Source organism: Klebsiella sp. Sb-30, assembly GCF_057652795.1.
In genome coordinates this window covers 3175567-3190594 of record NZ_CM172749.1, presented here as the reverse complement: position 1 = coordinate 3190594, position 15028 = coordinate 3175567, and the positions used below count along the sequence as shown (strand labels likewise).

13 protein-coding genes are annotated in these 15028 nt (G+C 52.5%); 7 read left to right on the top strand and 6 right to left on the bottom strand.

What is annotated here, in order from left to right; genetic code table 11:
- Positions 1-164 precede the first annotated feature (164 nt).
- Together AC236I_RS14925 and yajD are read left to right on the top strand one after the other, a co-directional pair.
- Positions 165-1340, top strand: a complete 1176-nt coding sequence (locus AC236I_RS14925; RefSeq protein ID WP_325995421.1) for a glycosyltransferase family 9 protein — start codon at positions 165-167, stop codon at positions 1338-1340.
- Between the two features lie 268 nt (positions 1341-1608).
- Entirely contained in the window at positions 1609-1956 is a 348-nt protein-coding gene (yajD, locus tag AC236I_RS14920) for an HNH nuclease YajD (protein WP_004860781.1), read from the top strand.
- 185 nt (positions 1957-2141) lie between these two features.
- Here the strand turns inward: yajD and AC236I_RS14915 are convergent, their stop codons facing one another.
- The 4 genes from AC236I_RS14915 to yeaG all read right to left on the bottom strand — a co-directional run bounded on the left by AC236I_RS14915 (position 2142) and on the right by yeaG (position 8006).
- Entirely contained in the window at positions 2142-3473 is a 1332-nt protein-coding gene (locus AC236I_RS14915) for a carbohydrate porin (protein WP_487608536.1), read from the bottom strand.
- Positions 3474-3867: 394 nt separating this feature from the next.
- Positions 3868-4521, bottom strand: a complete 654-nt coding sequence (locus AC236I_RS14910) for a DUF1345 domain-containing protein (protein ID WP_044349478.1) — start codon at positions 4519-4521, stop codon at positions 3868-3870.
- 135 nt (positions 4522-4656) lie between these two features.
- Positions 4657-5940: a YeaH/YhbH family protein gene (locus AC236I_RS14905; RefSeq protein ID WP_004860790.1), complete on the bottom strand. Its 1284-nt coding sequence runs from the start codon at positions 5938-5940 to the stop codon at positions 4657-4659.
- A gap of 131 nt (positions 5941-6071) precedes the next feature.
- A complete protein-coding gene (yeaG, locus tag AC236I_RS14900) occupies positions 6072-8006 on the bottom strand; it encodes a protein kinase YeaG (protein WP_004860792.1) in 1935 nt (644 codons plus the stop codon).
- A 427-nt stretch (positions 8007-8433) separates the two neighbouring features.
- Here yeaG and AC236I_RS14895 point away from each other — a divergent pair, with 427 nt between their 5' ends.
- The 3 genes from AC236I_RS14895 (at position 8434) to AC236I_RS14885 (ending at position 11715) form a co-directional block, all read left to right on the top strand.
- Positions 8434-9180 carry a MipA/OmpV family protein gene (locus tag AC236I_RS14895; protein WP_004860797.1) on the top strand — a complete coding sequence of 249 codons (747 nt, stop codon included), beginning with the start codon at positions 8434-8436 and terminating at the stop codon, positions 9178-9180.
- Positions 9181-9304: 124 nt separating this feature from the next.
- Positions 9305-10159, top strand: a complete 855-nt coding sequence (locus AC236I_RS14890) for an aldo/keto reductase (RefSeq protein ID WP_487608535.1) — start codon at positions 9305-9307, stop codon at positions 10157-10159.
- A 98-nt stretch (positions 10160-10257) separates the two neighbouring features.
- Positions 10258-11715 carry a DASS family sodium-coupled anion symporter gene (locus AC236I_RS14885; protein WP_032717255.1) on the top strand — a complete coding sequence of 486 codons (1458 nt, stop codon included), beginning with the start codon at positions 10258-10260 and terminating at the stop codon, positions 11713-11715.
- Between the two features lie 91 nt (positions 11716-11806).
- Here the strand turns inward: AC236I_RS14885 and AC236I_RS14880 are convergent, their stop codons facing one another.
- Together AC236I_RS14880 and gapA are read right to left on the bottom strand one after the other, a co-directional pair.
- A complete protein-coding gene (locus AC236I_RS14880; protein WP_004860802.1) occupies positions 11807-12694 on the bottom strand; it encodes a D-hexose-6-phosphate mutarotase in 888 nt (295 codons plus the stop codon).
- A gap of 87 nt (positions 12695-12781) precedes the next feature.
- Complete coding sequence (gene gapA, locus AC236I_RS14875; RefSeq protein WP_004860805.1) at positions 12782-13777, bottom strand: glyceraldehyde-3-phosphate dehydrogenase; 996 nt, start codon at positions 13775-13777, stop codon at positions 12782-12784.
- Between the two features lie 339 nt (positions 13778-14116).
- Between gapA and msrB the strand changes: the two genes are divergently transcribed.
- Positions 14117-14530 carry a peptide-methionine (R)-S-oxide reductase MsrB gene (gene msrB / locus AC236I_RS14870; protein WP_004860809.1) on the top strand — a complete coding sequence of 138 codons (414 nt, stop codon included), beginning with the start codon at positions 14117-14119 and terminating at the stop codon, positions 14528-14530.
- 44 nt (positions 14531-14574) lie between these two features.
- Positions 14575-14853: a YeaC family protein gene (locus AC236I_RS14865; protein WP_004860812.1), complete on the top strand. Its 279-nt coding sequence runs from the start codon at positions 14575-14577 to the stop codon at positions 14851-14853.
- Positions 14854-15028: the final 175 nt, after the last annotated feature.

The following is a 15028-nucleotide window of genomic DNA, read 5'->3' as shown; positions in this document are numbered from 1 at the left end:
GCATTTAATTCATAATTTAGGCAATTTCTCTTCAATTTATCGCTGGCCAAAGCACCGATCCCAACAAAATGGAAAGAATTTATTAAGCAATAGAACTTTTCTCATTTTATTGAGTCCTTAACAAAATCGATAGTGGTGCGGTTAATTGTGGTGACGAGGATATGATGATGGACAACACAGCGGTGCGGGTATCCCCAAAGAAGTTTAAAAAAATAAGGGAACTTAACAGACGCCGTAATTATTTTACAAAAAGAGTGCGTAACGCCTTACGTGTTTATATTGCAAAAACGCTGTGGGATAGCCCTGCGCGGTCTGAGCTGGATTTATCATCGGCAAAAACGGTGCTGCTGATGCGCAATGAAGGCGCTATCGGGGATGTGGTTGTCGATTCCGCATTGGTTAAGTGCCTTCATCAGTCTGGGTTTATCGTGGATTTCCTGCTGACAAAATCGAATAGCCAGGTGATGCGGTATCATCCGGGCATTCGTCGGATCTATGAGGCTGAGAATGTAGCCTCCGGTGATTTCCTGCGTAAATTTACCCATAATGTTCCTGAGTCCGTTATTAATGAGCTTGCGAATAATAAGTATGACATTGTTATCGATCCCTCTTTATTCGATATGCCCATACACCGGATGCTGTTATTGCGACAAATAAAAGCAAAATCGGTTCTGGGGTTTAATAAATGGGCATCGATTAATCATTATTCAAAATCCTTTGATTTTGATTGTGAAAACTGGCATGTCAGCCAAACCTATACGTTTATCGCCGAGCATCTGAATCTGGATAAAAAACATCTGGAGCGCTATGACCTCCATATTCCAGAGGATATTTATCAGCAAACCCGGCAGTATCTGGCGGGGCTTGTCGGGCGAAAAGTCATCATTAATATTTTTGCCGGGCATCCGGACCGCAGTCTGTCGCAGGCGCAGTTGTCATCCCTGATCGGCAAACTGCAGGAGGCTTATCCCGATGTACAGATTATTTTGCTCGATCACCGCAATGAGATCCGACTCCCGCTGCCAGAAAAGGTGAGCATTAACCCCTTCAAAACGCTGCATCACGCCATGGCGCTGATTGCCGAGGCCGATCTGGTTATCTCACCGGATACCTCGGTGGTGCATATGGCGGCGGCGTGGAGAAAACCGCTGGTGGCTATCTATAAAGATGTGCGCATGAACAACCGATTGTGGGCGCCGGGATATGACAACGCGCGGCAGATCATTGTCAAATGCGGCAAGGTCCATCAAATGGAGAATCTGGCCAGTCTGATTATGCGTGAGATTGAAGGCGGCGTGCTGGCAAAAGAGCCCGCGCGGGATTGTCTGAACGATCGATAATCGTCGCTGCCGGTAAAGAGTCAGTCCGGCAGCAGGGCGTCATCCCGTGGCCAGCGATACAAGATCGCTGGCTTTTTTATGCGTCTTTATGCGTCAGATTTCCGCTCAGCCAGCGCGCTAGCAGGAGCGACAAGGGGGATTTGCGCCGCAGGGATTACCCGTCATACGCCATATCCTGTTGCGCTTTCATCAGACCTTCTGTTCCCTTGCGGAGCAGATTGGGGGTACTATCTAACCCATTATCTCTTTGTAACAGGTAACATCTCCAATGGCTCTGATCCCTAAAAACTATGCCCGGCTGGAAAGCGGCTATCGTGAAAAAGCATTAAAAATCTATCCGTGGATATGTGGGCGCTGCTCGCGGGAGTTTGTCTATTCCAACCTGCGTGAATTAACGGTTCACCATATCGATCACGATCATACCAATAATCCGGAAGATGGCAGTAACTGGGAGTTATTGTGTCTGTACTGCCACGATCATGAGCACTCCAAATACACCGAGGCTGACCAGTACGGGACGCGAGTGGTGGCGGGGGAGGATGCGCAAAAAGATGTGGCCGCCGCAACCTATAACCCCTTTGCGGATTTAAAATCGATGCTCAATAAGAAGTCATAAAATCAGCTATCTTCCCTGCGGGTTCAGGGCTGCCTGAGCAGCCCTGCCACGCGCCTCTTTGCGTGGATTCCGATCCGGCTATCTCCGCGACCGTGCTGCCCGGCGTATTCACTCAGACAGAATCCTGCGCCGGTTTGCCGACTGCGGGCAGCTTATGCCAGTCGCCCGCAGCGGACAGTCCATTATTACCAGAAGACGTTAGCCTGAATACCCACAGCCCAGGTGTCGTTGTCGAGACCATTGTTGAAGGACGATTCGCTGGCATCCGTCCAGTTATCCCGGTCGCTATCGTAATGGCTGACGAATACACGCAATTCTGGCTTATCGCGACCGTAGGACAGCGCCTGCGCAAGGGTGTATTTTGCCCCGCTGCGATCGTAGTCAGTCCCGTTAACCGTTTTCTTGTCGTCGAAATAACCCATTTCAAGGTAAGTCCGGGTGTAATCAGACCAGTGATAGGTCACTTTCGCGCTGACGGACGCCGTTGACGCATCGCCTTTATCACCATTCCACAGTTCAACATCGTTGGCGGCAGCATAGTTCAGCGCATGGCTGACATCCCAGTCCGCGGCAACCGGGATAGTGCCGTAGTTACGCAGTGCCCAACCTTCACCCTCTTTAACCGTGCCATTGAGCGTGTCCGCAGCACCAAAGGTCACGCCTTGCAGGGCGGAGCCTTTGCCATAATACTGAATAACCGTATTGTTAACGCCTTTGTCGAAGATCTGCTGCTTCAACACCACCATCGCCGTTTGGCCATCGACATAATCGTGGTTGGCTCGCTCTACTTGCTCATCGTTGGCATCTGCGTGCAGGTATTTATAACCCACCGCCAGCGTTGCGCCATCCCACAGAGGCTGGCTGTCATACATCAGTTCAAGTTGATTGGAATCGATCAGCTGCTGGGCGTCCACTTCGCCTTCGGCGAAGGCTGAAAGATCTTCATCAATATCGCGATGTAAGAAGGCGACAGACAGTTTTCCCTGACCGAGACTCATTTTTTCAATACCGCCGCCGACGTTGGTATGGTTCCAGAAATCGTAGTCGTTAGCGTCAATGCTGTATTTATTATACTGGCGGATACCCGCCCAGGTTGTTTCATCCAGGCCCATAAAATTACGGAACTGGATATTCATGTTTTCCCAGCCAAACTTATTTTCGTGGCTGCTGTTGGTGTCGCCGTCGTACATATTGATCATCGTCTGGATATATACAGACTGGCTTCCTGAACGATATAATTCTTTACCAAAACCAACTTCCGCGTAGGTGTCAAATTCATTACCCAGACGACCGAGTTTATTTTTCTCGAAGCTGCCGCCGGTTGCGTCTTTCATCGAACCACCGCCGTCACTGGCCCCCATGCCTGAACGGAAATACCCATAAAAATCAATGCCATCCAAGGTGTCGGTGGCGGTGACGGTTTTGGATGGGGCATCTGTTTTATCATCTGCGAATACGGCTGTGGACACCATTGAAAGTGACGACGCAATGGCAAGGGGTAATAAAGATTTTTTCATTAATTAATTCCTGGTGTTTTTAAAATATAAGTTCCGTAACAAATTGCACGGGGTTTAATTATTAAACCTCAGCCGCGGCTGGTGGCGGTTAAAATGTAAAATATTTTAATTGCTATAAAAGAATATTAATTTTTCAGGCAGCATTGCACGTTCAGGCATAGTGTATGGTGTAACCTCTGGCTCTAAAACAGCACATTTATTTAAAAGTAAATATTGCCCTTGCGGAATATTAAATTGTGGACTAGCGCACAAAAATAAGCGTTTTAAACGGCAATGCTGACCCTAAGGAACCGGTCGGGAGAAGGAGGGGCGGGGGGAAGGGCAACCTCCGTCGCGTCATGTTGGAACGACAGCCGGCTTTCTTGCTGCGCCAGTTGAAACGGATTCGGAGAGACTAATTCAGCAGACCTGCGCCGACGTTGACCGACAGACCCAGTATTGCGAGATTGAACACGAAGGAGATAACCGATTGTAGCAGCGTGATTTGCCGGATCCCGGTTGTCCCGGTGGCCACATCGGCGGTTTGTGCGGCCACCGCAATCGTAAACGCGTAGTACAGGAAATCCCAGTATCCAGGCTCCTCCGGCTTTTCAGGAAATATCATCGGGGTGACCTCCTGCGTCCGATGCAGATAGTGCTGATGGGCATAGTGCATAGCGAAAGAGCTGGGCACGAGGGCCCAGGAGACAATGAGGGTTGTCACCGTCAACAGGAGATGGACCACGCGCGGCGTGCCGGAGAGCTCTTTCAACGCAGAGAGTTCGCTTAAAATGGCGACGATGCTGGCCGCACAGGCCACAATGACTATCGTTAGCACGAGCATCGCGCTTTGGTCCTGTAACCGGGCAATGCGCTGAATGCCCGATACATCAGTAATCAACATGCGGATCCAGATAAAAATCAGATAAGGCCATGCCAGCGTATTCCAGCCGATCAGCACTCTTTGCAAGGTCCCGAGCTGTGTCGGAAGCAAGAAAAAACAGACAACGCCCAGAACGATTGAAATCAGCAGGGGCAGACGAACGTAGAGGTGGGCGGTCAGACGCATAGTGGCAGTCGCTTCCAGTCAGGCACTGATTGAGGCTTATTCAGACGTCATTATTTGAATTGAAGCGCAAAAACTCAACGGCCAGCCTTCAAGGAAAACAGTCAGGATCTTAATGTAACTGACTGTTTTTATTGGCTAGTTTCTGGCCTCGGAACCCTGCTTGTGGAACAGTTCGCGGAACACCGGATAGATATCCTCCTGATCGCGAATGTGCTGCATCGCAAAGTTCTCAAAGGTTTCCTGCAGATGCTCATATTCGCGCCACAGCGTCTGGTGCGCGCGGCGGGTTATTTCTATATAGCTGTAGTAACGCACCACCGGCAGAATATTTTTAGCCAGCAGTTCATGGCACAACGGTGAATCATCCGCCCAGTTGTCGCCGTCCGAGGCCTGCGCGGCATAGATATTCCACTGCGACGGATCGTACCGTGCCTTAACAACCTCATCCATGAGCTTGAGGGCGCTCGAGACGATAGTGCCGCCGGTTTCCTGGGAGTAGAAAAACTCGTGCTCGTCCACCTCTTTGGCCTGCGTATGGTGGCGAATATAGACGACCTCAACGTTCTTATAGGTCCGGCTGAGGAACAGATACAGCAGGATATAAAATCGTTTGGCCATATCCTTGGTGACCTGATCCATCGAACCCGAGACATCCATAAGACAGAACATAACCGCCTGACTGGACGGCTCCGGGCGTTTTTCGTAATTCTTATAGCGCAGGTCAAAGGTATCGATAAAAGGCACGCGTTCGATTTTTGCCCGCAGCTCGGCGATTTCCCGACGTAAACGCTCCTCTTCCAGCAGCTGCGCCGGTTCGCTTTTGGCTATGGTGTCCAGATCCTCCTCAAGCGCCCGTAGTTCGCGACGCTTGCCCGCCGTCATCGCCGTACGTCGCGCCAGCGAGTTTTGCAGGGATCGCACCACGCTGATATTGGCCGGCACGCCGTTGGCGGTAAAGCCAGCCCGGTGAGTTTTAAATTCGGTGAGCTGGCGCTGCTGGTTTTTCTTCAGGTTCGGCAGGGCGAGATCCTCAAACAGTAGATCCAGATACTCATCTTTCGATATTTGAAAGACAAAACCATCCTGGCCTTCGCCGTCGGCGCTGGCCTGCCCTTGACCGCTCCCGCCACCGCCGCCGCCGCCCTGAGGACGCTCGATGCGGTCATTCTGTACAAAGTGGTCGTTTCCCGGATGGACGCGGTTACGAAGCCCCCCGCGTCCCTGATGAAACATCGGTTCGTTGATATCATCCGTCGGGATAGAAACGGATTCTCCGCTGTCAATATCCGTCACTGAACGCTTATTGATCGCCTCGGAGATGGACTGTTTAATCTGCGCCTTATAACGGCGCAAAAAGCGCTGGCGATTCACCGCACTTTTATTCTTTCCGTTCAGGCGCCGGTCTATGAACCAGGTCATATGCCCTCCTGTGCTGCAATTGCCAACCTTACGCTGCGACGGAAATGCCGGATGGCGCTGAGCTTACCCGGCCTACAGGTCGCTGTTTTTGTAGGCCCGGCGGGCAACGCACCGCCGGGCAATTTCCGTTATCAGGATGATTTACGTACGCGCAGGTACCATTCGCACAGCAGACGGACCTGCTTACGGGTATAGCCTTTCTCCATCATACGATCGACAAAATCGTCGTGTTTTTTCTGCTCGTCGGTTGAGGTTTTGGCGTTAAACGAAATCACCGGCAGCAGCTCTTCGGTATTGGAGAACATTTTCTTCTCAATCACCGTGCGCAGTTTTTCGTAGCTGGTCCAGTTCGGGTTCCGTCCGTTGATATTAGCCCTGGCGCGCAGGACGAAGTTGACTATCTCATTACGGAAGTCTTTCGGGTTGCTGATCCCGGCCGGCTTCTCAATTTTCTCCAGCTCCGCATTCAACGACTCACGGTCAAACAGTTGGCCAGTGTCCGGATCGCGGTACTCCTGATCCTGAATCCAGAAGTCCGCATAGGTGACATAGCGGTCAAAGATGTTCTGCCCGTATTCGGAGTAGGACTCAAGATAGGCGGTCTGAATCTCTTTACCGATAAACTCGGCATATTTCGGGATCAGATAGCCTTTGAGGAACTCCAGATAACGTTCCGACTGCTCTTGCGGGAACTGCTCGCGCTCGATTTGCTGTTCCAGGACGTAGAACAGATGGACCGGGTTCGCGGCGACCTCGGCGTGGTCAAAGTTAAACACGCGCGACAATATTTTGAAGGCGAAGCGGGTGGACAGACCGTTCATCCCTTCGTCGACGCCGGCGTAATCGCGGTACTCCTGATAGGATTTCGCTTTCGGGTCGGTGTCTTTCAGGCTTTCACCGTCGTACACGCGCATTTTGGAGTAAATGCTCGAGTTTTCCGGCTCTTTCAGCCGCGACAGTATGGAGAAGCGCGACAGCGTCTCCAGGGTCCCCGGGGCGCACGGCGCGTGGGTCAGCTCACTGTTGTTAAGCAGTTTTTCGTAGATGCGCATCTCTTCGGAGATACGCAGGCAATAAGGCACCTTGACGATATACACGCGGTCGAGGAAAGCCTCGTTGTTTTTGTTATTACGGAAGGTCACCCATTCGGATTCGTTGGAGTGGGCGAGAATAATGCCGTTAAACGGCAGGGCCGAAATTCCCTCGGTTCCGTTATAGTTGCCTTCCTGCGTGGCGGTCAGCAGCGGATGCAGCACCTTGATAGGCGCTTTAAACATCTCGACGAACTCCATAATCCCCTGGTTGGCGCGGCACAGGGCGCCGGAGTAGCCGTAGGCGTCCGGATCGTTCTGGGCATAATGCTCCAGTTTACGAATATCCACTTTACCGACCAGCGCGGAGATATCCTGGTTATTCTCATCACCCGGTTCTGTCTTGGCGATGGCAATTTGCTCAAGGATAGAGGGCCACACTTTGATCACGCGGAATTTGGTGATGTCGCCACCGAACTCGTGCAGGCGTTTTGCCGCCCACGGCGACATGATGGTGCCGAGATAACGGGTAGGCACGCCATACTCTTTATCGAGAATCTGCGCGTCTTCCTGCGGGTTAAACAGGCACAGCGGATGATCGTTGACCGGGCTACGTTCACCGTTGGCGCTCAGTATATAGATAGGTACACGCTGCATTAAGGATTTCAGACGTTCAGCCAGCGACGATTTACCCCCGCCCACCGGGCCCAGCAGATACAGAATCTGTTTCTTCTCTTCCAGACCTTGTGCGGCGTGTTTCAGGTAAGAGACGATCTGCTCGATGGCATCTTCCATGCCGTAAAACTCTTCAAATGCCGGATAGCGTGCGACAACCCGGTTTGAAAAGAGACGGGACAGCCGGGGTTCCAGGGCCGTGTCGACCATGACTGGCTCACCAATGGCCATCAGCAGCCGTTCTGCCGCGTTGGCATAAGCACTGCGATCTTGCCGGCAGATGGTAAGAAACTCCTGCAGTGTGAACTCTTCGTCCTTGGCAGCTTCATAACGCTGGCGATAGTGATCGAATATATTCATGGCATGCCGTCCTTTCGTTTTTAGCACAAGTTGAGAGCCGTTCATATGAATAGTGGGAGCTCCCGGAAGAGGTAAACTGCGCGACGTTCATCGATTCTCCAGCAACCCTTATGCCAGGTTGACGAAGCGACACAGACAACGTGCGCCAAAATCACTTCTTCTAAATTAAAGCGTAGATGCATTTAGAAAACTTGCATGCCGGCAAAAATCAATTTCAATGACATATCAATAACTCATCCGGAAAAAAGGCGCTTTTTCGCACGTCTTGCCAGGCCGCGTCATGGGGCTGTCATCCGGCTGCAAGTTTATGGTCATCTGTTGATGAGAAATTGAATGGTTTATGTAATGACGGGTAAAGAATTTGAGGCATGAGGCCTACGACGGTAAACTGCCCCGGCGTATTAATTGACAAACGGGAATATGGATTGTGAATAAGATCAAACCTCTGGCACTCAGCGTGTGCCTTGCGGCCTCTGTTTCGGCTGCCCACGCGGAAGGGAAATTTACGTTAGGGGCCGGCGTGGGTATCGTCGAGAACCCTTATAAACAATACGATGCCGATGTTTTCCCCGTCCCGGCAATTAGCTATGAGAGCGACAGCTTTTGGTTTCACGGCCTCGGTGGCGGCTACTATTTGTGGAATGACAACACCGATAAGCTGTCCGTGACCGCCTACTGGTCGCCGATGTACTTCAAGCCGGGCGACAGCGATAGTGAGCAAATGCGCAAGCTGGATCGCCGTAAAACCACCATGATGGCCGGGCTCTCTTATGTCCACAACACGCAGTACGGCTTCTTGCGTACGACGCTTGCGGGCGACACGCTGGGTAACAGCAACGGTATCACCTGGGATACGGCCTGGCTTTATCGCTATACCAACGGCAACCTGACCTTGACGCCGGGGATTGGCCTCGAGTGGAACAGCGATAACCAGAACGAATACTACTACGGCGTTTCTCAGCATGAGTCTAATCGTAGCGGCATGCGTAGCTACGACCCGGATAGCAGCTGGAACCCGTACCTTGAGCTGTCGGCTAACTATCGTTTCCTCGGCGACTGGAGCGTGTATGGCGTGGCGCGTTACACCCACCTGTCTAATGAAATCACCGACAGTCCGATGGTCGACAAATCCTGGAGCGGTCTGATCTCCACGGGGATTACCTACACCTTCTGATCGCACACGATAGCGATCGTCGAACAGACGATCGTGCACCATAACGAAGAGATTCGTGCATCAAAACAGGGCATAACGCCCTGTTTTGCATTACGGTGGTGCAACGGCATAACCGGAGGAGGCGATGATGGAAAAAACAGTATCTTTTGGCGATCGTGCGGCGGTTCCTGCTATCGGGCAGGGAACCTGGTATATGGGTGAAGACAGTGCCCGACGTACGCAGGAGGTGGCTGCACTACGAGCGGGCGTGGAACGCGGGCTGACGGTCATCGACACCGCCGAAATGTATGCAGATGGCGGGGCGGAAGAGGTGGTGGGAGAGGCGATTCGCGGCCTGCGGGATCGCGTCGTACTGGTCTCTAAAGTCTATCCGTGGCATGCGGGTGGACAGCAGATGATGGATGCCTGCGAGGCCAGCCTGCGCCGTCTGGGGACCGATTACCTCGATATGTACCTGCTGCACTGGGCCGGCGAGTTTTCCTTTGCGCAAACCGTTGAGGGCATGGAGAGGCTGGTGGCGCAGGGAAAAATTCGCCGTTGGGGCGTATCGAATCTCGATACTGCCGCGATGCAGGCGCTGTGGCAGGTTGCCGGGGGCCTACGGTGCGCGACCAATCAGGTACTGTACCACCTGGCGTCGCGGGGCATTGAACATGACCTGCTGGCGTGGTGTCAGCAACGGTCGCTGCCGGTGATGGCCTACAGTCCGTTGGCTCAGGCCGGACGTCTGCGCGATGGACTTTTAAATCACAGCGTTGTGAAAAATATTGCTGAAGACCGAGGGGTGAGCGCGGCCCAAATTCTGCTGGCCTGGGTCATCAGTCATCCGGGCGTTATGGCTATCCCGAAAGCGGCAAGCGTAGAGCATGTTACGCAAAATGCCGCTGCGCTGTCGATAACGCTCACCGTGCAGGAGCTGGCGCGGCTGGATAGTGCTTTTCCCGCGCCGGGCAAAAAAGTCCCGCTCGATATGGTGTAAAGAACAGTTATTCGCCAAAACACTTTGGCGCTTAGTTGATGAACATCAAGGTCCAGTGGTGATTATCTCCTTAAAGATAAAAGAAAAAGGAGATTTACATGACTGAACTTAACAAGCCTCTGGATGTGAAGCTGGCTTTCCCGCTGTGGAAAGCGATTCTCACGATACTCTTCGGCGTTATTATCTGGTTTACTCCGCCGCCTGATGGACTCGCCCTCCACGCATGGCAAATGTTTGCCATTTTTGCCGCCACTATCTTTGCCATCATTCTAAAGGTGCTCCCGATGGGGGCGGTGACGATGATTGCGCTGATCGTCTCTGCGTTTTTGGGCGTGACGCCTCTCTCGCCGGGTAAAAGCGACAAAGTTGCGGCGTTATCCGGGTTTGCTAACGGGACTATCTGGTTGATTGGTATCGCTATGTTCATCTCCCGGGCGGTGATCAAGACCGGGTTGGGCAAGCGGGTGGCGCTGTGGTTTATTTCTAAATGCGGTTCCAGCATGTTGGGCGTTGCCTATGGACTGGCGCTGTCAGATGTCGTCCTCGGACCGGGGATCCCTTCGGCATCCGCGAGGGGCGGCGGAATTATGTACCCGATTACGCAGTCCATTGCCACGGCTTACCAGTCAGAACCTGGGGCGACGGCGAGAAAAGCCGGCGCCTTTTTAATGATTTGCGTTTCACAGATCGATGCCATCGTCTGCACGATGTTTTTAACGGCGATGGCGGGTAACCCGCTGGTCGCCGAACTGGCGCGAAGCCAGGGAATAGAGATCACCTGGACGACCTGGTTTGTCGGGGCCATCGCTCCGGGGATTGCCTCACTGATCCTGCTGCCGCTGGTGATTTACGCGATCTATCCGCCGCAGTTGAAGAAAACGCCGGAGATACCCTCGATTGCCCGGGAAGAGCTGCGCAAAATGGGACCGATGTCGCTGGCAGAAAAAATTCTGGCGTTTGATTTTGTCCTGCTGATATTGCTATGGACCGTCGGTGATATTTTCTTTTCGATTCCCGCGACGCTTTCGGCGTTTATTGGACTGATGGTGCTGCTGATCAGCAACATCATGTCGTGGAAGAATATTATCGAAGAAAAAACGGCCTGGGACACCATGTTCTGGTTTGCCGTACTGGTGATGATGGCCAATGCGCTCAATAAGTACGGCATGATTAGCTGGATATCGGAGCGAATTGTCGGCTATGTCGGCCACTTCGAATGGATAACGGTTTTTTTACTGCTTGTCGTGGTTTATTTCTACACCCGCTATTTTTTCGCGTCGGCGATGGCGCATATTTCCGCGATGTATCTGGCATTTCTTGCCGTGGCCGTTTCCGTCGGCGTACCGCCGCTGTTTGCCGCGCTGGTGCTGGGGTATACCTCAAACTTGTCGATGGGGCTTACGCAATACTCCGGGGGCCCGGGGCCAGCGCTGTTTGGCTCGGGATATAACACGACCGGGCAGTGGTGGGGAGTCAGTTTTGTGGTATCGCTGGCCTCGATTGCTATCTGGTTAGTGTTGGGAGGCGCGTGGATGAAACTGGTGGGATTCTGGTAACGGAAAAACGTCACGAGTGTCAGTAAACAAAACAGGGCGTTATCGCCCTGTTTTTAATCCCTCATCTCCCGGCTATCGGGAGTGGAAGGGACTAGCCTCGTTTCACGACGCGGATAGTTTGCGCCAGGCGAGACGGTTTCTCTTCGCTGGTTTTCTGCGTTTCGGTGACACAGCAGGTTTCGACGCAAACAAAGGTTTTGTACCCGTCATCCGGCATATCGCCCATGCTGACGGAGAGCGCCGGGCCTGGGTTCCAGCCCACGACATTGCTGTGGTGATGGTGGACAACATCGATGTTGCGGTTCAGCGCAGCGTCGTGAATCACGCTACAGGCTTCGGCATTCAGATAGACGCGGTCGGTACGGTCAGGGAAGGTCTCGGTACCGTTGCTTAACACGCCTTCTTCGGCATTTTTCACTTTATCAATATAACGGTCACCCAGACCGCTGACCTTCACTGCCGCAATGTCGCCGACGTTGAAGTAGGTATGCAGTGCGGAGGTGGTTTCAAATTCACCGTGCGCTTCCAGCTCGATCTCGCAGGTTTTACCCAGTTTGAAACGCGCATAGAGCGTAAATTCGTGCGGCCAGTATTTGCGGGTTGCATCGCTACTTTTGAGTTCAAAGGTCAGCATCACCCCGCTTTCATCTTCATCGTGGCCTTTCAGCGCCCACGGCAGGTTACGGGCGAAGCCATGGGACGGTAAACCCTGCTGCGCCGCCGGACCGAACCACGGCCAGCAAACCGGCACGCCGCCGCGCAGGGCGACGCCGTTTTTGAACGGCGTATTGTTGCTGAGCCACAGCACTTCTTCTTCGCCAGCCGGTTTCCAGGAGAGCAGGTGCGCGCCCTGGAAAGCCACGGAGGCTTTAACCTGCGGATGGTCAACAACGATCAGCTCCAGCTCATCAAGCTGGCGGCGGGAGAGGACAGGGGTAAGTTGTTCAACTACCGGGAGAGCAAAAATTTTGTTAATCATGGTGCAATCCTAAAGGTTAGCCGTAAACATGAAGCCATAAAAAAAGGCGACCGAGGTCGCCTTTTTGGATCAATGTCTCATCTCAACTTATTTGGAGATGTGAGCGATCAGGTCCAGAACTTTGTTGGAGTAACCCGTTTCGTTGTCGTACCAGGAAACCAGTTTCACGAAGTTGTCGTTCAGTGCGATACCTGCTTTAGCATCGAACACGGAAGTGCAAACTTCGCCGTTGAAATCGGTAGAAACAACGTCGTCTTCGGTGTAACCCAGAACGCCTTTCATTGCGCCTTCAGAAGCCGCTTTGATTGCTTTCTTGATTTCTTCGTAAGACGCTGCTTTTTCCAGACGAACGGTCAGGTCAACAACGGATACGTTCGGAGTCGGAACGCGGAACGCCATACCGGTCAGTTTGCCGTTCAGTTCTGGCAGTACTTTACCTACTGCTTTAGCAGCACCGGTAGAGGACGGGATGATGTTCTGTGCTGCGCCGCGGCCGCCGCGCCAGTCTTTGTGAGACGGGCCGTCAACGGTTTTCTGAGTCGCGGTGGTCGCGTGAACGGTGGTCATCAGGCCTTCGATGATGCCGAAGTTGTCGTTGATAACTTTAGCCAGCGGAGCCAGGCAGTTGGTGGTGCAGGATGCGTTAGAAACGATGTCCTGGCCTTCGTATTTGTCAAAGTTAGCGCCTTTAACAAACATCGGAGTGTTGTCTTTGGACGGGCCAGTCAGAACGACTTTTTTCGCGCCAGCAGTGATGTGTTTACGAGCGGTTTCGTCAGTCAGGAACAGACCAGTTGCTTCAGCAACAACGTCAACGCCTGCTTCGTTCCACTTCAGGTTAGCCGGATCACGTTCAGCGGTAACACGGATTTTTTTACCGTTAACGATCAGATGACCGTCTTTCACTTCAACGGTACCGTTAAAACGGCCGTGAGTGGAGTCATACTTCAGCATGTATGCCATGTAGTCAGCGTCTAACAGGTCGTTGATTGCAACGATCTCGATGTCAGAACGTTCCTGAGCAGCACGGAAAACAATGCGACCGATACGGCCAAAACCGTTGATACCTACTTTGATAGTCATATATTCCACCAGCTATTTGTTAGTGAATAAAAGGTTGCCTGTAAAATTACAAAAACCTTACGCAGCGTCAAGCGGAATCGTGTCAATCATTGCGACAAATCAATCCTGAGCATACCTTTGCTCGAATGTTTTGCCTCACTCTCCCTTTGAGCCCAATTCCATATTGGGGCCGCGCCCGGAATTTTAAAGGGCGTTAAAGATAAAAATGTGATGTTAGTCACAATTATCTGGGCTGCCTTTTGGCATCGAATAAGTTTAGAACAAAAGTCCACGCTTCATTGTTAATGTTTTGTTAGAATCGAGGCGTAAAGTTGTCCTTTCACAGTGAGAAGCAAGCACATGGCGAATAAACCCTCCTCGGACGAGCTCAAAAAAAATTTGAGCGAGATGCAGTTTTACGTGACGCAGAATCACGGTACTGAGCCGCCGTTCACCGGACGACTGCTCCACAACAAACGGGACGGCGTCTACCACTGCCTGGTGTGCGACGCGCCGCTGTTTCACTCGCAAACGAAGTATGATTCAGGCTGCGGCTGGCCGAGCTTTTACGAGCCGGTGAGCGAGGAGGCGATTCGCTATCTGAACGATTACTCTCACGGTATGCAGCGCACTGAAATTCGCTGCGGAAACTGCGATGCGCATCTGGGACATGTATTTCCCGATGGACCGCAGCCGACGGGGGAGCGTTTTTGCGTCAATTCGGCCTCATTAAGCTTCAATGACGACGATAATGGCGAGCAGATTAAAGGTTAAAGAAACGATTCAGCAAATTATTCCAGTGCGGAGTTGAGCGGACCATGGAAATCGAGCAAATAATAGACAGTATGACGCCGGAAGTGTATCAGCGCCTGGCGACGGCGGTGGAGCTGGGAAAATGGCCGGATGGTGTGGCCTTAACGCCCGAGCAGAAAGAGAACAGCCTGCAGCTGGTGATGCTCTACCAGGCGCGGCATAACAGCGACGCGCAGCACATGACCATCGACACCAACGGCCAGATGGTGATGAAGAGCAAGCAGCAGCTGAAAGAAGATTTTGGTATCGCGCCCAAGCCGATTGCCACGCTGAAGATGCAGTGACGGGACGGACTGATGCCCGCAGGGGTTAACCCTTGCAGGGCCTGTAGTTGGATTAAGCAGGCCCGGTAATCCTTGCAGGGCCTGTAGTTGGATTAAGCAGACCCGGTAATCCTTGCAAGGACCTGCGGCTGGATTTAACAGGCCCGGTAAGGCAACGCCGCTACCGGGCAAAGTT